Annotated in this window: 17 protein-coding genes and 1 pseudogene; 8 read left to right on the forward strand and 10 right to left on the reverse strand. The window is 56.9% G+C overall.

Going from position 1 to position 19,315, the window contains the following annotated elements; genetic code table 11:
• The first annotated feature begins 598 nt into the window (after window positions 1-598).
• Window positions 599-1,710 (forward strand): IS3 family transposase gene (locus tag DEA8626_RS17040; protein ID WP_108854412.1). Its coding sequence is split into 2 segments (ribosomal slippage): window positions 599-854 and window positions 854-1,710, totalling 1,113 coding nucleotides; the frame shifts between segments, so codons are not numbered across the junction.
• A 533-nt stretch (window positions 1,711-2,243) separates the two neighbouring features.
• Here DEA8626_RS17040 and DEA8626_RS17045 read toward each other — a convergent pair.
• Window positions 2,244-2,438 carry a hypothetical protein gene (locus DEA8626_RS17045; protein ID WP_146188897.1) on the reverse strand — a complete coding sequence of 65 codons (195 nt, stop codon included), beginning with the start codon at window positions 2,436-2,438 and terminating at the stop codon, window positions 2,244-2,246.
• Window positions 2,439-3,139: 701 nt separating this feature from the next.
• On the opposite strand from DEA8626_RS17045, the gene DEA8626_RS21770 reads away from it, so the two are divergent.
• Both DEA8626_RS21770 and DEA8626_RS20905 read left to right on the forward strand, forming a co-directional pair.
• Complete coding sequence (locus tag DEA8626_RS21770) at window positions 3,140-3,538, forward strand: response regulator (protein WP_108854413.1); 399 nt, start codon at window positions 3,140-3,142, stop codon at window positions 3,536-3,538.
• 37 nt (window positions 3,539-3,575) lie between these two features.
• A complete protein-coding gene (locus tag DEA8626_RS20905; RefSeq protein ID WP_146188898.1) occupies window positions 3,576-3,980 on the forward strand; it encodes a hypothetical protein in 405 nt (134 codons plus the stop codon).
• Between the two features lie 503 nt (window positions 3,981-4,483).
• On the opposite strand, the gene DEA8626_RS21775 is transcribed toward DEA8626_RS20905, so the two are convergent.
• Window positions 4,484-4,951 carry a MarR family transcriptional regulator gene (locus DEA8626_RS21775; protein WP_108854414.1) on the reverse strand — a complete coding sequence of 156 codons (468 nt, stop codon included), beginning with the start codon at window positions 4,949-4,951 and terminating at the stop codon, window positions 4,484-4,486.
• A gap of 97 nt (window positions 4,952-5,048) precedes the next feature.
• Window positions 5,049-6,238 (reverse strand): annotated as a pseudogene (locus tag DEA8626_RS17060) (IS3 family transposase).
• A 258-nt stretch (window positions 6,239-6,496) separates the two neighbouring features.
• Here DEA8626_RS17060 and DEA8626_RS17065 point away from each other — a divergent pair.
• The 4 genes from DEA8626_RS17065 (at window position 6,497) to DEA8626_RS17080 (ending at window position 11,462) form a co-directional block, all read left to right on the forward strand.
• The gene (locus tag DEA8626_RS17065) at window positions 6,497-6,877 is read left to right on the forward strand and encodes a response regulator (protein WP_108854415.1); all 381 of its coding nucleotides are present in this window, start codon (window positions 6,497-6,499) and stop codon (window positions 6,875-6,877) included.
• Window positions 6,878-7,627: a substrate-binding periplasmic protein gene (locus DEA8626_RS17070; protein WP_146188899.1), complete on the forward strand. Its 750-nt coding sequence runs from the start codon at window positions 6,878-6,880 to the stop codon at window positions 7,625-7,627. It abuts the gene before it with no gap.
• A 38-nt stretch (window positions 7,628-7,665) separates the two neighbouring features.
• Window positions 7,666-9,846: an ATP-binding protein gene (locus DEA8626_RS17075; RefSeq protein ID WP_181366503.1), complete on the forward strand. Its 2,181-nt coding sequence runs from the start codon at window positions 7,666-7,668 to the stop codon at window positions 9,844-9,846.
• Between the two features lie 581 nt (window positions 9,847-10,427).
• A complete protein-coding gene (locus DEA8626_RS17080; RefSeq protein WP_108854418.1) occupies window positions 10,428-11,462 on the forward strand; it encodes a hypothetical protein in 1,035 nt (344 codons plus the stop codon).
• A 281-nt stretch (window positions 11,463-11,743) separates the two neighbouring features.
• On the opposite strand, the gene DEA8626_RS17085 is transcribed toward DEA8626_RS17080, so the two are convergent.
• From DEA8626_RS17085 to DEA8626_RS17100, 4 genes are all read right to left on the reverse strand, one after another.
• A complete protein-coding gene (locus DEA8626_RS17085; protein ID WP_108854680.1) occupies window positions 11,744-13,273 on the reverse strand; it encodes a cryptochrome/photolyase family protein in 1,530 nt (509 codons plus the stop codon).
• The gene (locus DEA8626_RS17090; protein WP_108854679.1) at window positions 13,270-13,935 is read right to left on the reverse strand and encodes an SDR family NAD(P)-dependent oxidoreductase; all 666 of its coding nucleotides are present in this window, start codon (window positions 13,933-13,935) and stop codon (window positions 13,270-13,272) included. Before DEA8626_RS17090 ends, DEA8626_RS17085 begins: the two co-directional genes overlap by 4 nt.
• Window positions 13,936-14,165: 230 nt before the next feature.
• Window positions 14,166-14,426 carry a hypothetical protein gene (locus DEA8626_RS17095; RefSeq protein ID WP_108854419.1) on the reverse strand — a complete coding sequence of 87 codons (261 nt, stop codon included), beginning with the start codon at window positions 14,424-14,426 and terminating at the stop codon, window positions 14,166-14,168.
• A gap of 91 nt (window positions 14,427-14,517) precedes the next feature.
• Window positions 14,518-15,012, reverse strand: a complete 495-nt coding sequence (locus DEA8626_RS17100; RefSeq protein WP_108854420.1) for a fasciclin domain-containing protein — start codon at window positions 15,010-15,012, stop codon at window positions 14,518-14,520.
• A 169-nt stretch (window positions 15,013-15,181) separates the two neighbouring features.
• Between DEA8626_RS17100 and DEA8626_RS17105 the strand changes: the two genes are divergently transcribed.
• A complete protein-coding gene (locus DEA8626_RS17105; RefSeq protein ID WP_108854421.1) occupies window positions 15,182-15,775 on the forward strand; it encodes a helix-turn-helix domain-containing protein in 594 nt (197 codons plus the stop codon).
• A gap of 300 nt (window positions 15,776-16,075) precedes the next feature.
• Here DEA8626_RS17105 and DEA8626_RS17110 read toward each other — a convergent pair whose 3' ends face one another.
• From DEA8626_RS17110 to DEA8626_RS17120, 3 genes are all read right to left on the reverse strand, one after another.
• A complete protein-coding gene (locus DEA8626_RS17110) occupies window positions 16,076-17,236 on the reverse strand; it encodes a tyrosine-type recombinase/integrase (RefSeq protein WP_108854681.1) in 1,161 nt (386 codons plus the stop codon).
• 467 nt (window positions 17,237-17,703) lie between these two features.
• Window positions 17,704-18,276, reverse strand: coding sequence for an exopolysaccharide biosynthesis protein (locus DEA8626_RS17115; protein ID WP_181366504.1), 573 nt, complete (start codon window positions 18,274-18,276; stop codon window positions 17,704-17,706).
• Between the two features lie 295 nt (window positions 18,277-18,571).
• Window positions 18,572-19,228: a glutathione S-transferase family protein gene (locus DEA8626_RS17120; RefSeq protein ID WP_108854423.1), complete on the reverse strand. Its 657-nt coding sequence runs from the start codon at window positions 19,226-19,228 to the stop codon at window positions 18,572-18,574.
• Between the last annotated feature and the right edge of the window lie 87 nt (window positions 19,229-19,315).

Genomic DNA, 19,315 nt, shown 5'->3' on the forward strand with positions numbered 1-19,315 from the left:
GGCCAAGACAGTGAAGACTGGATCGCAAGCGGGCGGTGCCGTGACCGGATCAACTGCGGCGGTATTACCTGCAACGACACGATCCATGGCGGCGGTGGCAACGATGTGCTCTCCTCGGTGGTGTCATTCACGCTGACCGTGCTGCAGTTACTCTCGAGTCGCATGGTCGAATATGCACATCATTCCGGCAACGACCATGGTGCTCACAAGTGCATAGAGCCCGAGCGCACTAAACAGCGACCATTCCGCGCAGATCGCGCCAACAGCAACCAGTAGCCCGGCAATCGATCCAGGAAGCAAGAACACTAAAGCCATTGTCAATCTCTTGAAAATTAGGGTTCGGTTAACTGTGGCAACAAGCCCGCTAACAAATGGTTAACGGCGGCAGTGCCGAACACAGTAGAACAGACCCGCGCGAAAGGCCCTGTTTGCATTCAATGTGCGAACGGCTTTGGCTCCTAGAGAAAGCTAGCAGCGAGACCGCATGGTTATCGACGCAACAAGTAAGGGGAAGATTTTCGCTCTGGAGGCTCTGACCTGCTCCCCTGAAATGTCCTCGCTTTGAGGTTAGCCTGTTCTCCGAACGAGGAGACAGACGATGAAGAGAAGCCGGTTCAGCGAAGCGCAGATCATTGGGATCTTAAAGGAACATCAGGCGGGCATGAGCGCGCCTGATCTTGGCCGAAAGCATGGGATCAGCGACACGACCTTCTATAACTGGCGCCGCAAGTACGGCGGCATGGAGGTCGCCGATGCAAAGCGGCTGAAGGCGCTCGAGGCCGAGAACGCGACACTCAAGAAGATGCTGGCGGAGCAGATGATGGGCGTCGCCACGCTGAAAGAGATGCTCGGAAAAAACTTCTGAGGCCTGGTTCGAGGAGGAAAGCCGTAGACTGGGCCATGAAGGAAAAGAGTTACTCGCAGCGACGGGCTTGTGCGCTCGCCGGGGTCGATCCGCGTGTCTATCGGCGGACGTCGAAGGGCCCAGCAGACACAGAGCTGCGTGCGAGGATGAAGGAGTTGGCGTCCGAGCGCCGTCGGTTCGGATATCGGCGGTTGCACATCCTGTTGAAGCGCGAGGGCTGGGAGATGAACTGGAAGAAGCTCTACCGGCTCTACCGCGAAGAAGGTTTAACCGTCCGTAAACGGGGCGGACGCAAGCGGGCGATCGGGACCCGGGCGCCTATGGCGATCCCGCAGGGACCAAACCAGCGATGGTCGCTCGACTTCGCGGCGGATGCGCTGGCCAATGGTCGACGGTTCCGCATCCTTTTTGTGATCGACGACTTCAGCCGGGAATGCCTGGCAACGGTCGTGGATACGTCGATCTCGGGTATCCGGGTGGCGCGCGAACTAGATCGGATTGCCGAGATTCGGGGCTATCCCTGCATGGTGGTCAGCGACAACGGGACGGAGCTGATATCCAACGCCATGCTCAAATGGCATGAGGACCGCCAGGTGGAATGGCACTACATCGCGCCGGGCCAGCCCATGCAGAACGGCCTCGTGGAAAGCTTTAACGGCCGCCTGCGAGACGAGTGTCTCAACGAGCACCTGTTCCCGACCCTGCGCCATGCCCGCCATCTGATCGCGGCATGGCGCGACGATTACAACCACCACCGCCCCCATTCGAGCCTCGACGGCCTGACCCCGCGGGAGTATCACCAACGGACGAGAGTGGACCAAGCCCTGAACAGAGCTAACCTATAAACGTGGACACAATGGGGAGCAGGTCAATTCGTCAACAATTGGGAAAATCCTGCGATAGACCGGCTCTACATACTGTGCTGGGATACACCGTGGCTCCCATGGTCGGTGTCAGCGGTGAAATGTGGAGGCATTTGATTGGAAACTTTAACCACGTGTTAAGGATCATGGCTTATTCATGAACCGCGCCGAGATGCATGATTGGAAAGGCTGTCGACATGTGTGAGACAAGGAAGGATCTGCAGGAGCTCGCTGCCGAGTTGAGCGCTACCATCCACCTTACTCGCCGGCTTGGTTTCACGGCAACTGCGCAGGCCATGGCGCAGGTTCAGCGGGAGTTGGAGATGGTCGCGACAAAGCCCCCGCTCGCTCCCGCAGAGCCGCAAATCTGACAAGCGTGGGAGCCCGTTGCGTTCCCTGACCGGCCACCCGGCAATGGGGTTAACGATTGCGTAACTCTTTCGTGTCCGAGTTGTATTGTAAGCGGCGCAAACAGCCGCGAATGGGTTAGGGTTCAGACAATGGAAACAACGCAGTCAATCGCGCACATACTCTGCAGCGTAGCAGCGTATGCGGAACGTAATGGGCTCGACAATCTTCAGCGACTGGTTTCGGAAGCGGCAATCGCTGCAATGAAGGAGATACCAGAGGCGCAAGGCAAGGAAGTGCTCGTCAAGCTGGTACGCTAGCAGATGCGGCAACAGACCCGGCTCGATCATTGGCGAGTTCACATCGATGTCCTTGGCGCTGGCTCAGGTCGACAATCATGCCGCCACGCGAGATCGCATCTCCGACAAGTGTCGGCTCTACGTTCTCAGCGGCTAGACCCGACGGTCCCCTTTTCGAAAGGAATCATACTCTCGGGAGCGGTATCAGAGTAAGCACGCTTGAGCCGGGTAGGTGCTTGCCTAGTGATTGGGCATGATCAAACTGAGCCCCTTGGCCGCTTTAGGACGAGGCCTGAGATCTTCCGTCTTTCGGCGATGTCATATGTGCTGGTCCCGACGTCGCTAAGCACGAAGATGATTTGCCGCACGTGCCTTGACGAAGCACGGTCAACGATGGAGCAGTTGTGTAGGCACTACAACAGGTCCGTGCACACAGCGCCATCGGGATCAACCCGTCGCTAATGCTGATGAATGGCTCGGGCACATCACCGCCGTCCTGCGTCATCCTCGCTTGGAAGACTTTCAGTCGGGTGGTCCAAAGGGCGTTAACAGCTCAAAACCCGTCATGCACTATGACTCAACCCGCACCACCCCACCTGGGCAGGCCAGAAGCTGAAAATGCGCCATCTCTTGGTTTTTATATAATATTCAATTAGTTAGGAAAAATTTGCCGCCCTCGGAATCTCGCGGAAACTTGGTTGCTATCAGCAATCAAATGCTCTACCCATGCTTGCTAGTAGCAATTGTAGTGCAGGGCCGTCTAGATGGGACAACTCCCAACAGATAGTCGTCGGACGAAACCGCTGATTCTAATTGCAGCCGAGATTCATTCGTTTCGGCTAGAGGTTGCGCGCTGCCTGGAAAAGGTTGGCTGGGAGGTTCTGCAAGCCAGTACTAGTAAAGCTGCAATCGCCTTGTGCGCCTTACATTGCTTTGATGTCGTCGTGCTAGATCATTCGATACTAGACCTACTTGGCCAAATCAGAAAGCAACTTACACCAATAATTGTTCTAGTGAACAAAGATCAAATACAGATAGAAGATAACTTATTGGGCTCGGAAGTCGATCTTCTCCTTGAGAAACCCGTAAAACCCTCCACGTTGCTAGCCTGCATCACAAAGGCCTCATGCTCGCGTATAGAAAAATTGCGCTACCCAATATAATAAAGAAAAACTTGGAATAACAAATTGGACACGCCTGATGTCAACGCCTGAGACCAAAAATAAAAAGATAACTCCAAGATGTGTCGAAGAACTTTTCGACATGATTGAAGCTCTCTACCATGCAGCTGAAACAATACTGCTTGAAGATAAATCTGAGAACGACGGCGCGGTATCTATTCGCAAACATTTGGCACGGAGAGAATTTGATCGATTCGCCAATATTGAGAGAGAGTTTACAAGAAATCTAAAATGGGAAAAAGAGTTACATATGCACGATACCATAAGCTCGTCTTCTGATACTCAATATTGCCGCAACCTAAGCCCAGATTGGATCTTGGACGTTCTGGACGATTTAGTGCAGTTTACGGCTCTAAATGGATATGCGGAGGCAGAACAAATCCTCCGCGCTGCGCGCGGAAAAATTGCCGATGATCTCGCTTGAGTCGCGCAAGTACTGCGCGATCTAGCTGCGAAGAGCGCTGTGCGGGGACTGTTAGAGGAATGCGAACCATTCTCCGCCGGGTCTTTAACACTCTCCGTTGTGCTGCGTCGAGTTCGCACCACCGTCAATAGCGGTAGTTCGAGCCTACTTGCGGCGGTTTGGGATGGACGGCGGTCGCTTCTGGCAGATGCGGTTGTAGACGAAGGAGCGGGTAGCAGCGAAATTTCAATGGCTTCGCATGCGCCGAGGGTCCTGCATCGCCCGCTCTCGTTGCCGGAACGATTGGCCGACATTATCCACCTAGTTTTCGAGCCACCTGCCCTACTGATGTTTATCCGTTGCACTAAGCTCTCTGAAAACAGCCCGATATGATGCGAAGCGATACGTCAGGTCGATCGCGTCACGGCGGCAGGATCTAACGATCAGTCTCGTTAGAAATTGCACTCAGACTGCAATAGAGACCGGGTAATTGTTGGGGATCAGAGTGTGCGGACCTATTATAGTCAGCCGCCCTCTTGCCGGCGATCGGTGGCGTCGAGTGCGAATACATTCTTGGAGCTCAGGCTCTCTGCTATGTTAACAAGTGAACGCGATATAACTTCCAAATCAGCTGCTTGCAAGCAATCGAAGGCAGCGGCTAGACGGTTGAGAGGATCGGTCTCCATGAGCTCTTGACCAAGGGAGGTAAGAGTGTAGACGATACTCCGGGCGTCCTCCGTGTTCTTTTCGGATATCAACAGGCGCCGTCTTTCGAGCGCCCGCGCGGCTCTGCTTGCTGGTCCCATAGTAACGCCCATGTACTTAGCTAAGCCAGAAACCGTCCTTGCTCTGACGCCGGCCCGATCAAAGTAGCGCAACGCAGACCATTGAGCGGGCTGCAAGTTCAACGGACCTCGTTTGTCGTAGGTTGCCCGCACAATCTGCTCGAATAGCGATGCCAGACCCAGCGACCGCCGTTTGCTAGAAATCATGCAGCCCCCCTTGTCCTTGCTGGAAGCAAGTATCCTCGCCGTTCCTTACCAGCACGTCAACATGAGCCGATTACGAAATTGACCTGCCGCTGGTCTTTCATCCAGCCGCGACTGGAGCCCAGTTGGTGTTTACGCCGATTGGCGCGGGTTGAGCAGTCGCCTGACGCGCGGAGCTCTCATCTTGCGCAGCGGGGCGAGCGATTGCGTTGGTCAGGTTGCGCGCATACCCGGCGGGGGTCTGATAGCCCAATGCCGAGTGGGAGCGCTGGGTGTTGTAGTCGGAGACCCAAACGGCGATCAGTTCGCGGGCATGGGCCAGGTTGCGACACAGCGTCTCGTTCAAGAACTCGTCCCGCATCCTGCCGTTGAAGCTTTTGACAAAGCCGTTCTGCATGTGCTTTCCGTGCGCGATGTAGTGTCATTCGACCTGGTGTTCGGCGCACCACTTCAGGATCGCGTTCGACGTCAGTTCCGTCCCGTTGTCACTGATGATCATCCTGGGCTTGCCGCGCCGTTCGAGCCGCACCGTCAGTTCCCGCGCTACGCGGCGGCTCGAGATCGAAGTGTCCAAGATCGCCGCCAGATATTCGCGCGTGACGTCGTCCACCACGTTCATAACCCGAACACGTCGTCCGCAGGCGAACTGATCATTCACGAAATCCAGCGACCAGCGCGCATCGACCCATGCCTCGATAAGGATCGGGGCCCTTGTGCCGATAGCCTTGCGACGCGCCTTGAGTTTGCGGACGGTCAGCCCCTACTCGCGGTAGAGCCGGTAGATGCGGTTGATCTCCGAGGGCTCCGCCTCGCCCTCAGAAGGACGAAAAGCCGACGGTAGCCGAACCTGCGTCCTCGTTGGCCAGATCCCGCAACCGGCCCCGCAGCGCCGTATCCGAGTAGCGCTGCGACCGGTAGCGCACCATCTTCCGGTCCGCCCCGGCAATCTCGCACGCCTGCCGTTCCGACAGACCCAACTGCACCTGCAGATACTCGACAGCCTCGCGCTTCAGGTCGGGCGTCACCATTTTTTTTTGACAGCAGTTCCTTCATCGCCGCCATGTCCAGCATCTGATCAGCCAGCAGCTTCTTTAGCTTGGCATTCTCGTCTTCCAGCGCCTTCAGCCGCGTGGCCACGGACACCGTCATCCCGCCCAACTTGGCATTCCAGTTATAGAAAGTGCCCTGCGACATGCCGCGCGTGCGGCACAGGTCCGTGCACTTCGCACCCGCCTCATTCTCGGCCACGATCCCGATGATCTGCTCGTCCGTGAATCCCGTTCGCTTCATTGTCGTCCTCAAGTTGGGGCGGACTCTAATCGGCGGTAGAGGAAAAAGCCCGTGGCTGGTCAAAATCATTGCATCGCTGCAAAAGGGATTGATTTGCACTAATGAGAAAGCAACAGCTTGACGGCCATCTCCGGGCACTCGCAACTGAGCCTCTTTGCAGCAGACCACAGGGACGATACATTACGCGTGCTCGGAAGATTCAGCAGAGCAAGTCTGCTAACATAGAAGTAGTAACCAATAGGAGGTGGCAAAGGCTTCATGGCTCTAGTCTATGTGCTTGAGGACGACCCAGCAATGTGCCAAACTGTGGCAAATCTTGTGAAATCTCTCGGTCATAGCTGCAGGGCTTTTTTTGATTGTGGCTCCTTCATTTCCGCTACCGAAGAAGTTGCTCCTGATGCAATTATCTTGGATATGTGGCTTGGAACCACAACCGCGCTGGAAGTGATCACGAACAATTCGGATATACTTGCGGGAATTCCGTCCATAATGATTTCGGGCGGAAATTCGGACACTTCTCTTGAGAAAGTTACGGCACTTGCGGACCTTGAGGGATTTTGTGATGTGCTTTATAAGCCATTTGGGCGAGGCGAATTGCAAGCCGCTTTAGCTCGTCATTTAAATTCTGATGTTAGTTAGTTGAATTTCATTCTCCGAATTTGCGCGCCATTTATTGTAGGAATTGTGCTGACCACTGCACAAATTCCGACTCTTTTGTATGGGCAATCTGTAAATAACCCATTGCGCCTATCTAACGCAACTCTTCCTCCAGTTACAACAGAGGCAAAGGATGGCTACCTTGATAGGATATTAACTGAAATGTTCACTCGCGCCAAACTTCGCTACGTTTTGATAAAATCACCGCCCGCTCGCGGACTTGTAGATGCAAATCTTGGTGTAATTGATGGAGATGCAGCACGAACAATGGCGATAGAAAATGAATATGAAGACCTTGTCAGAGTGCCTGAACCAGTTTTTCATGTCGTTTTCGCGGGCCTCCATCTAGACCCAAACATTGACATTCAATCTTGGGAGGGATTTGACGACTACCGAATAGGCTACCTTCGCGGTTGGGATTTTTTTGAGGAAAAATTCCAAAATCACAAAAATAAGAACGTTCTCGACGATGCCGAAGCTCTGTTGAAAATGTTGGAACTTGATCGAATTGACATTGCTATGCTGACGATAGCACCAGCAAGATACTTGGCGGCGCAGAAGGGTATGAAGCGACCTTTGGCGACTTCCATCAGAAAGCGCTCAGACTTGTTTCTTTTTCTCAACAAAAAACATGAAGAAAAAATTGCGACGTTAAATAGTGCACTTCTGTCTATGAAGTCAGACGGTACCCATGACGGTATCATGCTTAAATATAAGTTGTCCGAAAATTGACGTTGATGTCTTTTAAGTATCGCTTAGGCCTCGGGGCAATGGCAGCCGCTTCGATCGCTCTGCCAATGTTGTTAGTACTGTCGATTGCCTGCGTAGCAATCGGCTTTGTCACCTATGAATTGGAAAACGCACGGTTGGAAAGGCGAGTTCAGAACACTGTTGCGGACGATCTGCATCAGATTGGTACTAGTCTTTGGCAACTAGATACAAATTTTCTTCAATCCAAACTGGATGCGTACATCGAGTTTGGACACATTACCGGAGGGATTATTGTCGATAAAACGGGGACAGTTGTCCAGGCCGGAACATTGTCGGAAGGTGAGCACACATTTAGCCTGACCCGTGCATTAGTACATTCCGACAGTAGCGGCACGATTGAAATTGGACAGATGACACTTGAAGTTGACCGTAATCAGGCCTGGACTATAGCTAAATCGTGGATCTTGATTTTGATTTTAATTGCCACAGCGACAGCTCTTTTTTCTATTTTCCTAATTCATCGACTGCTAACCATTGTGGTATTGTTGCCTATTAATAAAATTGTAGACAAACTGAGCCAGAGGCCAAAAGATTGGACGGAATTCTATATTGACCTGAGCGAGACATTCCGCTCCCAAGAGTTGGAAGAGCTCGTAGGCTCAATACATGATATGCGGGATAATATTCTTTCGTGGCAAGGAGAAAGCGCTCACAGCCAGCGACGGCTGGCGAAGGCGGCACATCTTGCCAGGCTAGGTTACGCAACGGTCAGTAAAAAACACAATCGGCTACTAGAATGCGATGAACGTTACGCTGAGATGCACGGCAGGGGTGTTATTGAGATGCTCAATCTCTCTGTTGAGAGTGACATCTTCGAGGACGCGAGTGGACAGCATCGCATGCAAGATCTATTCTTGGCTGACGGCGCCTTTCTGCGCGGTGAAGGTATTGTTGCGACCAAGCGCGTAAACATGAGAGACGGTGGGATTCGGTACCTCAAAGTGCTCTTTTTTCCTAATGACGCGACTGACAGCTGCTTTGACGCTGTTGATATCGTCGCCGAGGATATCACAGATTACAATGATATGAAACGTAAACTCGCTCAGTCGCAGAAAATGGAGGCTGTAGGCAAACTGACCGGAGGTGTAGCGCATGATTTTAACAACATTCTTGCCATCATTTCAGGGAACCTTGAACTGCTCCGAGATGGAACGAATAAAGATTCATTGATAGGTTATTTGAATATTGCGACCTCTGCGGTCGAGCGTGGTGCAAGATTTACTCAGCGGTTGTTGGCGTTCGCTCGGAGGCAAAATTTGACGCCAACGTACTTAAACGTGTCAAAATTGATTAACGAGGCAAAAGATTTAATTAAAACTGCAGTTAAGCCAAATATTAATTTGATTATTCGAACGGAAGTTGACTGCTGGATTGTGAAAGTTGACCGCACTCAGTTGGAGGCTTCGATCTTGAACCTAGTGATTAACGCCCGAGACTCCATGCGCGACGGCGGAGAACTGATCATAGAGGTGCAAAACACGGTGTACGAGGAAGGTCAAGTTGCGGATAGCAACCGACACGGAGGTGGGGAGTATGTGTGCGTTTCGATTTCAGATTCCGGTGAGGGCATGTCGCAAGAAGTTTCTGAAAGAGCAGTCGAGCCATTCTTTACTACTAAGGCGGTCGGCCAAGGTACCGGCCTGGGCCTCTCGATGGCATATGGGTTCGCCAAGCAGTCTGGTGGACATCTAACAATTAACTCGGAACTTGGTCGCGGCACTTCAATCAAGCTATATTTACCGCGAGAACGGGCTGTTTTGGAAGAGACGCCCGTTCCCGCTAATGCTGTACCTAGTGATAGTCTGAGGAGTAAGCATGTGCTTGTGCTCGAAGACGATGAAGCTCTTCGTCTGACTTTGACTACACAATTGCGATCTCTGGGCTGCATGGTCAGTTCTGCGTCTGATGCTGGATCGGCGATACATATTGCGGGCAAGCTACCTCAAATAGACCTACTGCTCTGCGACGTAGTGCTTTCAGGTTCGGCGACCGGGCCAATAGCCGCCGAAGAGCTTGGATGTATGTTTCCGGGTCTCACGGTAGTATTTATGACCGGATACGCTGAGGAGTCTGTCTTGGCCGGCGTTGAACTTGGCAAAAAGATGACGCTGCTGCGCAAACCATTCTCAGTCGAAAATCTCAAGCGAGCCCTTGTGAATGGCATGACGCCACAATCTTGAATCTCTTGGGCGGGACGTTTCGGAGAAACTTGTTTTGAAATAGGCTAGAGTCTCGATAGCGTCGTCATTTGCCAATCTGACAGCACTGCTACGAATTCGGCGTGTCTACCGGCGAGCTGACCGGAAGCTGGCCGAATACATCGCCAGGGTGTTGTCTGATGAACTTGATCCGTTAGGCTGGCAACGGCTCGGCTGTTGGTCTCGTCGGTGCTCTGCGAGGTCTTCTCCCTTACAGATCGACTTTTTGCGCCTTCTTTGGCACTGTCAAGGCATACCGACTTGAGGGAGGGCTGGGGGCTGGGTAGCGTCCGGCCCAAAGCAGACTCTTGCGAGGGGTCATCCTTCCGCGGCGCAGCTTCCCCAAACCGGCCGTTCACGACATGGTGCAGAATTTCCTGCGTTGAGTGAGACGGCAGGGCGCGGGACTGTAGACGCTCATCCGTTTCGCAGCGAGGATTGCGGTTCCAAATCCTAATGCGTGCGTTCAATCCGCGTTCTTCACGACATGCCCGAGTAAATTCCACACGCTTGAGCTCGATGATGATAGTCTTTGGAAGCGGCCCGACAGCGGGGGAACTCTTATGAACAACCCGGCGCAGATTTGGGGCACGGTCTCCGTGCGCGACCACCTTCGGCCGCGCGCCTTTGTCGCCGAGTTGGTTCTTTTTGAGGCGCTGGTGATTCCGCGACCTCCGCTTGGGGCGACCTGGCCCGAGGAATGGGATCCGGCGCACCAGGACGAGGTGCTGAGTTGGATTCCCCGTGACCGTCTGATGGAAGTTTCCTGGGACGACAAGCAGCACATGGAGTGGGAAAAACGAAAGATCGCAGCAGACGCCGAAATGGACGTTGCCGACCTTCAACAACAGCCCGGATTCGAAGAGGCACAGAGGAATGAGGACTTCGATGCACCAGCGTTTCACCTCACCCGCCGCGTTCTCCAGGACTTCGTGGATGCGGAGCGGAACCGGGCGCTGATCAAGGGAGTACCGCGCACCGAGGTTGCGGTGATCCCGGCCTATGACGGCCCACAGGCGTTCCTCGACGACGCCCCGAAGCAGGAACGATTGCTGCGTGCGTTCGGTTGGGAGTTCCTGATCCCTCATCACGAGACTACCGAGGGCAAGCAGCGGTCGCACCAAGACCAGATCAAAGCGGCGCTCGACCTTTGCACGATGCCCGAGGTGCAGGCCCACCGCCTCGCCCTACGCGCCTGGACCTCGGTCGAGGCCCTAAGGGGAACTACCACCGAGGAGGCGCGCGAGCGTATGGAGGCGCTGGTCGAGGCCTACGCAAAAGCCGTCGCGGCCTCGAAAATACCCGTCAGGTTGAAATGGGGCGCGGGCATCGCGGAGTTTTTTGGCGCGATAGCAGCCCTGTTGATCAACCCCGCGTTCGCGCTGGTCGGACCGGCGATCAAGTTGGGCGAAACGGCGGCCGAACCCCATGTCGAAAGGGCGATGGCGGTTCCTGACGCGGTGAAACCGGCAGGGTTGATCCACGCCATGCGCGAGGAGTTCGCAAATGCCCATGTCGTGGGTCTGGCCTTCAACGATCGACCAAAAATCCGGATCGAGGATCACTGGCCCCACGGCGCACCGACGCTTTTCCTTTAGCGGCCGACACAGCTCCCGCCACTTTCGAGGGTCTCTTGGCTCAACATACGATGGGGCGTTAGCTCCTGGCGGCCAACACCCGTGCGTTGGCAGGGTCGGCCCTGACCAGACCTTGGCGAAAGCAACCAACGTTGCTGCGCAGCGTCCCCAAATTGGCCGTTCGTACATAGTGCAGCAATGGCACGAGGCGGCTGTTGGCTAACGGTTCGTGAAACATGCCAGACGAGACCACCTGCTCGGCCAAATGCCGATCGCTTATGCGTCGAACTAGTCAGCACAACCTAAATTGAATCTCCCTCTTCCAGCCCGCGAAGCAATGCCTCGGCCTCTTGAAGTATCCGACCGCGCTCATCCGGATCGCGCGCGTCCCAGTTGCGGTACATCACCGCCATCCGCGGATTGCTTTCAAAGCGGTCGCGGTGGCGATCGACGAACTGCCAATAGAGCAGATTGAACGGGCAGGCCTTCTCGCCGGTTTTGGCTTTCACGTCATAGGCGCAGTCTCTGCAGTAGTTCGACATTTTCGAAATGTAGTTTCCTGATGACACGTAAGGCTTGGACGCTACCAAACCGCCATCTGCGAACTGGCTCATTCCAATGGTGTTGGGCGCTTCGACCCATTCGAACGCATCGGCGAAGACCGCTAGGTACCATTCGTGCACTTCGTGGGGATCTACCCCGGCAAGCAAGGCGAAGTTGCCTGTGATCATCAATCTCTGGATGTGGTGGGCATAGGCATGGTCCCGCACCTGGCGCACCACATCCTGAAGGCACCGCATGTCTGTCCTGGCCCCCCAGTACAAGGCAGGCAACCCGCGGTCATGGCCCAGCACATTGCGCGATGTGTAGTCCGGACCTTCAAGGAAATAGACGCCGCGCACGAATTCACGCCAGCCGATGATCTGGCGAATGAATCCCTCGACCGCGTTGAGGGGGGCCGCGCCGGCCTTCCAGGCCTCCTCCGCACGGCGGCAGACCTCCATCGGGTCGAGCAGACCGAGGTTGAGATAGGGTGAAATCACAGCATGCCACAGCCAGGGTGCGCCAGCGATCATCGCGTCCTGATAGTCACCGAACCTTGGAAGCCCGTGGGCGATGAAATGGTCCAGAACCGCAAGCGCCTGATCCCGGTCCGTGGCGAAGCCGAAAGGGCGCAGGGTGCCGAAATTTTCCGCAAATCGTGCCTCGACCAGATCGAGCACCTCGGACACCACCGTGTCGGGCTCGAATACCATACGCTTGGGTCCGTGGTCATGCTTTGGCGGCGCTTTCCGGTTCTGGTGGTCGTAGTTCCATGCGCGCCCTGCCGGCGCATCGCCGTCCATCAGCAGACCGGTCTTGCGCCTCATCTCCCGGTAGAACCATTCCATCCGCAATTCCTTGCGCCCCCTTGCCCAGTCGGCGAAGTCGGCTGGCGAGATCAGAAACCGGTCATCGGCAAGCTGGCGAACGGGAAGGGGCAGGTCATTCAGGGCGTTTATCAGCCGCCATTCGCCGGGGAGGGTTGCCACCACCTCTTCGGCTCCGTGCTGAGACGCATGGCGGATGAGTTCACCCGGTATCGAGCCTGTATTGCCGTCATCGTCGAGCCGCGTATAGGCCACATGCCAGCCAGCCTGTTCAAGCCGGGCGGCAAACTTGCGCATCGCGGTAAGGACCAGTGCGATCTTTTTCGGGTGGTGCCGGACATAGCTTGCCTCATCCGCAACCTCGGCCATGACCACGATGTCGCGTGCCTTGTCGGCGTGGCGCAAAGCGGCGATATCGGCGCTCAACTGATCGCCCAGAATGAGGATCAGACGGGGCTTCACCACGGCACCGGTTTTCCGGCCCAGTCATAGAAGCCGCCGCTGTCGGCCGGGGTCAGCCGGTCCAGAACAGCCAGCAGATTGGCCGCGGCCACATCCGGCGCGACCTTGTGGTGCGCCCGATAGGCTTCAGTAAAGGCGGTCTCGACCGTGCCGGGATGCAGAGCCGCCAGCATCACCTCGGGCCGTTGACGGGCGATCTCGATGGCGGCGGTGTGGACGATCTGGTTCACCGCAGCCTTTGAAGCACGGTAGCTGTACCAGCCGCCGAGCCTGTTGTCGCCGATCGATCCGACGCGGGCAGAGAGGACGCCGACAATCGCACGGCGACCACGCGGCAGGAGCCGTGGCACATGCCGCAAGACAAGCGCAGGACCGATCGCATTGACCGCAAAAACCCGGGCCATGGCGACGGCGTCGATCTCTGCGAGCGCTTTTTCCGGCCGGCCACCCTCGGGCGCAAGCATGCCGCTCGCCACAAGTATCATGTCAAACGGTCCATCGAGCCCGCACAGAGCTGAGGCAACGGTCTCGGGGTCGGTTATGTCGAACGCGCCGCCGGAGCGCGACAGGCGCGTCACCTCTGCCCCCCGCGCGATCAGCGCCTCTGCAAGGGCTGCGCCGATCCCGCCCGATGCGCCGATGACCAAAGCACGGTTCGTCATTTCGTCGGCACCTTGCGTGATCCGGGGCTGAGCCCTGACCATGGCGCAGGTGGTCCCGAAACGTGGCTTCGATTTCCCGGTATCATTTGAGACGCTCCTCGAAATGGGTGAACGGGTCGCATGGTTTCCGAACCGCATGGGTGCGACCTGGAGGATGCCGCACCCATGTTCCCGGTCCGGTCACGTCGCCAGTCCCGAGGGGTGTTGCGCGACGTGGTGACCGCCCAACGTCACCCTGCCTCCGACGCCCCTTCCGCCCGCCGGAAGACCGCAATAGTCACGATGACCCCCGCAATGATCAGCGAATGGCCGACCGCCGTCACGCCAAAGGCAAAATAGCTTCCGATTGCGACGGAGAAGATCGCGCTCCACATCCAGGCCAGCACCTGCATCAGCAAATGCGCCGTCACCAGTGGAAAGCGCCGCAGCGGGTTCTTGGTTTCATCCATTACGGCATCCCACGCCGTGCGCACGAGTTGCTTCGAGTCCATGTCATTCTCCTTTTGCGTGGCTGGTTTCGGTCACTGGTTCACAGACGGGTATCTGGAGTTGCGGCGGGGACATGCCCCGCCGAGCGTCGATTCACATCGGCGGCAGGATCACCTGATCGATCACATGGATGACGCCATTGGAGGCCGCGATATCAGCAGCGGTGACAGAGGCATCGTTCACCTTTACACCACCCTCGGTCATGATCGTCACCTCCGCGCCATTGACGGTGGCTGCGGTCATGCCATTGCTCAGATCCGAAGACATCACCGCGCCCGGAACGACGTGATAGGTCAGGACTGCCGTCAGCTTGTCCTTGTTCTCGGGCTTCAGGAGGTCTTCGACCGTGCCTTCGGGCAAAGCGGCGAATGCGGCGTCGGTCGGGGCGAAGACGGTGAAGGGGCCTTCCCCTTTCAGCGTGTCGACAAGTTCGGCCGCGGTCAGAGCGGCGGCGAGCGTGTTGAATTCCCCAGCGGCAACCGCCGTGTCGACGATGTCCTTGACATGACCGTCGGCAAGGGCGGGGGCGCCGGCAAAGGCGACCGTGGAAGCGATGGCAAGAGCTTTGAACGAGCTACGCAGCTTCATGAGTGTTCCTTTCTATGCGTCCGTGTCAGGACCATCCCGACCGGTAGTCTGAGTTGAACTACACGAAAATCTTTTTATTTACACGCATTTTTTCGTGACACGCATAATTTGTTCGTGATACGATAATTCCAGCGGCCTGCTTTCGTCAGGCGAAAAGGGATCGGCAAAAATGGTTTCGGAAACTCTGAACGACCGGCTGTCAGCCTACCGAATCGGCCAGAAGATTCGCGATCTGCGGACGACGAAGGGCCTCGGCCTGATACAGCTCGGGGAGCATTCGGGCCTGTCGGCCGGGATGCTGTCGAAGATCGAGCGCGGGCAGCATTTCCCGACGCTGCCCACGCTGATGCGCATCGCGATGGTCTTCGGCGTCGGGTTGGAGCATTTCTTCGCCGAGGGCGAGGATGTGCCGATCGTCGAGATCGTGCGCCGAAAGGACCGGCTGCGCCTGCCGAACGTGCCGGACGGATCACCGAGTTTCTTCTTTGAAAGCCTCGACTTTCCGGTGACCGAGCGCCGGATCGAGGCCTATCTGGCCCAGTTCCTCGCAAGCGCACCCATCCCGGCTCCGCATTGCCATTCCGGCGTCGAGGTCATCTATGTGATGTCGGGCACGCTTGGCCTGAATATCCACGGCAAGACGCATAGATTGGAGGCCGGGGATTCGATGTATTTCGAATCCGATTTTGAACACAGCTATACCTGCCTCGGTAACGAGCCCTGTGAGGCAATCGTTGTTGTTGGTGCCGATTTGATCCGCTGAGATCAGGAATACGTAGTTTGCCGATTCCGCGGCGGAGTTTGCCTTTGTCGCTGGCACTGGAACGGAATTGCAAAGCCAAGACGTGATTGGCGTTCGAGCTGCCGCATCTCGAGGTAAAACTAGCAGATTGCGCTAATTTCCGTGCAAGTGCTGAAACCCGAATGCCTGGATGCACAAGTTGGAGAGCGGCGCGAACGTCAGGTTTCCTGAAGTCCCGATCTCCATCCCTATGGTGCAGCGAAAGACCGCTTTCCGCCCATACTGTAGATTTCTGATGCAACCGTCGCAAAGTGACGGCCTCTAGTTCTTGCCGAGTTTGGCACCCATGATCTCAGCTGCCGCTCTGAGTGGATCGTCTGACAAGTGGGCATAGCGCTGCGTTGTGGAGGGGTTCGTGTGACCCAGCAGGCGGCCGACGATGGGTAAGCTCATGCCGCTCGAGACGAGATGCGATGCGTGGGTATGCCGGTTGTCGTGAATCCGGTAGTCCTCCAAGTTCGCCGCGGAAGTGACCGACCGCCAGAAGGCTTTCAAGTCCGAGATCGGCACAGAAGTATTTCGGCCCGGGCAAAGGAAGCTCGATGTTTCCCCTCGCTGTGCCTTCATCCCCGAAACAAGAGCGACGGTGGCGCGCGATAAAGGAAGATGCTCGGTGCGCTTCTGCTTGGTGTGGTGCGACGGCTTGGTCCAGACGCCGCGGTCGAGGTCGAAATCGCCCCACTGCGCGCTCAGCACTTCGCCGATCCGGGCGCCAGTCAGAAGTTGGAGGCGAATAGCGTCGGCCGCAATCTGGTTTGGATGTGCGTCGAGCGCTTTGGTCAACCGCCCAAGCTCGGCGTCCGACAGCCAGCGATACCGCTTTTCCTCGACATATTTCTCGATGCCGACAGCAGGGTTGTCCGGACGGAGCCTCCAGCGAACCGCCAACGACAGCATCTTGGAGAGGAGTGCCAAGGTGCGGTTCGCTTGGTAGGGCGTTGCCCGCAGCCCGTTATGGAGGGTCTGTATGTCTTCAGGGCCAATCTCAAACACCTTACGGCGACCAAGCCGTGGCAGAATGTATAGGTCGAGCATCGATCGGTCGTTCCGCACGCTGCTAGGCCGCTTCTTGGGGATTGCATGCTCCTCTAGATATCGGATAGAGAGTTCCCTGACGGTCGGCGCGGCCCGGCGTGCGCGGACGTCTTCGACGGGGTCGGCGCCACGAGCCGCGTCAGCTAGAATGCTCCTTGCTGCTTCCTTGGCCTCCACGAAGGATAGAAGCGGCCCATACTGACCGATTGTTTGACGGCGTGATCTTCCAGTATTCCGGTTGCGGTACTGCACGACAAAGCTTTTTACGCCGCTCGCCTTCACGCGCACTCCGAAGCCTGGGAGCGAGGCATCCCAATGGATCGCGTCCGGCCCTCCGTTGGAACCAAGGAGGTCGACCTGAGACTTTGTCAATTTGATCGTTGGCATTATCTGGCCTCTGGCGGTAAGCATCAGGTAAGCAAGATTCGACGAGATCGCAAGAGGTGCGTCGAAGTGCCTGCACTCCAAACGACTTCTAATTTGCTTTAAAACAATAGGCTTATGTAAGAATAGCGCGCTAGACCGAGCCGGATCGAACTGCCCCCCATAAGACTTCTAATCAGCAGGTTGAGGGTTCGAGTCCTTCCGGGATCGCCAATTTGTATTTTGTGGAATCAATGGCTTGCACGTATGGCCGTTCGAACGAAGCTTCGTACGGCCGCTGCCCGAACAAATTTTGACACGGATTGCCGCAGACCCTCGTGTTGTTGATCAGCAATGTGGCAATCATGCGAAGGGCACCTCGCAGACATGTCACGTTCCGCTGCTCGATGAGCTTGGGGATGTCACCCGCGACGATGAGGGAGTGCTCCTCATCTGCGTCGCGAAATTCCGAGTAGTTACGGCGGGGCCGGTCAGGGACCGAGGATCGACATGCCCGCAGTGCCGATGAGCCCTGCGACGCCGGCCACGATGGCGAATGCGATGAGCGTCGAGACGAGACCCGCCGCCGCCCAGAAGGCGTCGCGCGTGGCGAAGCCGAGCGACAGGAGCACGATCGATATAGCCGGCGGCGTATTGCCGAACGGCACCGGCAGCGTGACGAGGAGGCCCAGCACCACCACGACCGCGCCGTAGGCCCGGTCGAGCGCAGTGCCCCAGATCCAGCCGCGCGGTCGGGCCAGCCGCTCGAGCCGCTTGAGATAGGGCAGCGCCCGGCCAACGCCCCGCGCGAGTAGCGCACGGTCGAGACTGCGTTCGCGGAGTTTGCGGGGCAGCCATATGCCGCGCGCGCCGAGGGCAATCGCGCCGCCAAGGATGACGAGCGGTGCGCCGAGTACCGTCGAGGAACCGGGGATGATCGTGAAGATGTTGATGAAACCCATGAGCATCAGGACCGGCGCGAGCCCGCGCGAGGCCAGCGCCTCCACGAGTTCGCCCACGGTGATGCGCTGCGCCTCGCCCGCGACCGCGTCGCGCAGCAGCATCGAGAGCCTCCGCGGCGGATGCGAGCCGAGGCGGCGACGGCGTGCGGCGAAAGAGGGCAGGGATTTCAGTCGCGACATGGCTTGTTCCTCGGCGGCCGTGGCCGCGTGCGCAAGAAGTGGAGATACCGGCCGCGAACCGCAAGGGGAAAAGGCGGCCGCGCGCAGAATCTCGCGCGGCCGCTGCGGTATCGCCCAGGGGGGCAGGCAGGGACAATGGGATTTGACCGGACGGGGTTGGCCGGTTACGGCGAGCGGCCGGAGGAACAGAGGCTGTTCGGGACCGCCGGCACTTCCCCTAGCTTGCCTTCGCCATGTCGACCGGCTGTACGTTGGCCAGCGGCATCTCTGGGAACGGGCTTCGCCATGCCTCCAATTCGTTCAGCCGATCGTGCCAGCGCAGGATGTTGCCGTAGCCCGCGACCGGAAGCATTGCCTGCTCGGCCATCGGCAGGGATGCGGCGACGCCGAAATCGGCGATGGTGATCGAGTCGCCGACGAGGTTGTCGCGACCTGCGAGATAATCATCCAGCACCTTGGCGAACTTGTGGAAAAAGCCGGTGGATTCCTCCACTGCGGCGGAGTCGGGCTGCTCTCCGAACAGGTCGGGCTTGATGACGTTCTGGAAGATCAGCGCCCCGGCATGGCGCGAGAAATGAGCCATGTCCCAAGTGAGCCACTTGGTGACGTCGATCTTCTTGAAGTCGTCCTCGGGCCAGAGATCGGAGCCGGCCATCCTGGCGAGATAGGCCATGATCGCATGGCTTTCCCATAGCTTCACTTCGCCATCCTGCATCGCCGGAACCTTGCCGTTCGGGTTGACTGCGAGAAACTCGGGCGATTGGTGTTCGCCCCTCGCCAGGTCGATGCGAACGAAGTCCATCGGTAGTTCCAGGTATCTGGCGACGGCACAGGGTTTGCGGGGGTTCGGGGATTCGAAATAGTAGAGCTTCATGACACGCTCCTCTGCGGTTGGGCGTGGGTACAAGCGTCGCAGCAATCTAAATATGTTCAAGAACATATTTTGAGCTATGGTAGGTTC

It is taken from the genome of Defluviimonas aquaemixtae, from assembly GCF_900302475.1.
In the GTDB taxonomy this organism is placed as follows: Bacteria; Pseudomonadota; Alphaproteobacteria; order Rhodobacterales; family Rhodobacteraceae; genus Albidovulum; species Albidovulum aquaemixtae.

What these genes read in the sequence shown, in the direction of transcription:
- DEA8626_RS21775 (WP_108854414.1), bottom strand. Translation starts at nt 4,951, where the DNA reads ATGATTTCTAGCAAACGGCGGTCGCTGGGTCTGGCATCGCTATTCGAG.
- DEA8626_RS17095 (WP_108854419.1), bottom strand. Translation starts at nt 14,426, where the DNA reads ATGGACTCGAAGCAACTCGTGCGCACGGCGTGGGATGCCGTAATGGAT.
- DEA8626_RS21770 (WP_108854413.1), top strand. Translation starts at nt 3,140, where the DNA reads ATGGGACAACTCCCAACAGATAGTCGTCGGACGAAACCGCTGATTCTA.
- DEA8626_RS20905 (WP_146188898.1), top strand. Translation starts at nt 3,576, where the DNA reads ATGTCAACGCCTGAGACCAAAAATAAAAAGATAACTCCAAGATGTGTC.
- DEA8626_RS17065 (WP_108854415.1), top strand. Translation starts at nt 6,497, where the DNA reads ATGGCTCTAGTCTATGTGCTTGAGGACGACCCAGCAATGTGCCAAACT.
- DEA8626_RS17110 (WP_108854681.1), bottom strand. Translation starts at nt 17,236, where the DNA reads ATGCCAACGATCAAATTGACAAAGTCTCAGGTCGACCTCCTTGGTTCC.
- DEA8626_RS17075 (WP_181366503.1), top strand. Translation starts at nt 7,666, where the DNA reads ATGGCAGCCGCTTCGATCGCTCTGCCAATGTTGTTAGTACTGTCGATT.
- DEA8626_RS17080 (WP_108854418.1), top strand. Translation starts at nt 10,428, where the DNA reads ATGAACAACCCGGCGCAGATTTGGGGCACGGTCTCCGTGCGCGACCAC.
- DEA8626_RS17120 (WP_108854423.1), bottom strand. Translation starts at nt 19,228, where the DNA reads ATGAAGCTCTACTATTTCGAATCCCCGAACCCCCGCAAACCCTGTGCC.
- DEA8626_RS17100 (WP_108854420.1), bottom strand. Translation starts at nt 15,012, where the DNA reads ATGAAGCTGCGTAGCTCGTTCAAAGCTCTTGCCATCGCTTCCACGGTC.
- DEA8626_RS17090 (WP_108854679.1), bottom strand. Translation starts at nt 13,935, where the DNA reads ATGACGAACCGTGCTTTGGTCATCGGCGCATCGGGCGGGATCGGCGCA.
- DEA8626_RS17105 (WP_108854421.1), top strand. Translation starts at nt 15,182, where the DNA reads ATGGTTTCGGAAACTCTGAACGACCGGCTGTCAGCCTACCGAATCGGC.
- DEA8626_RS17115 (WP_181366504.1), bottom strand. Translation starts at nt 18,276, where the DNA reads ATGCTGCTGCGCGACGCGGTCGCGGGCGAGGCGCAGCGCATCACCGTG.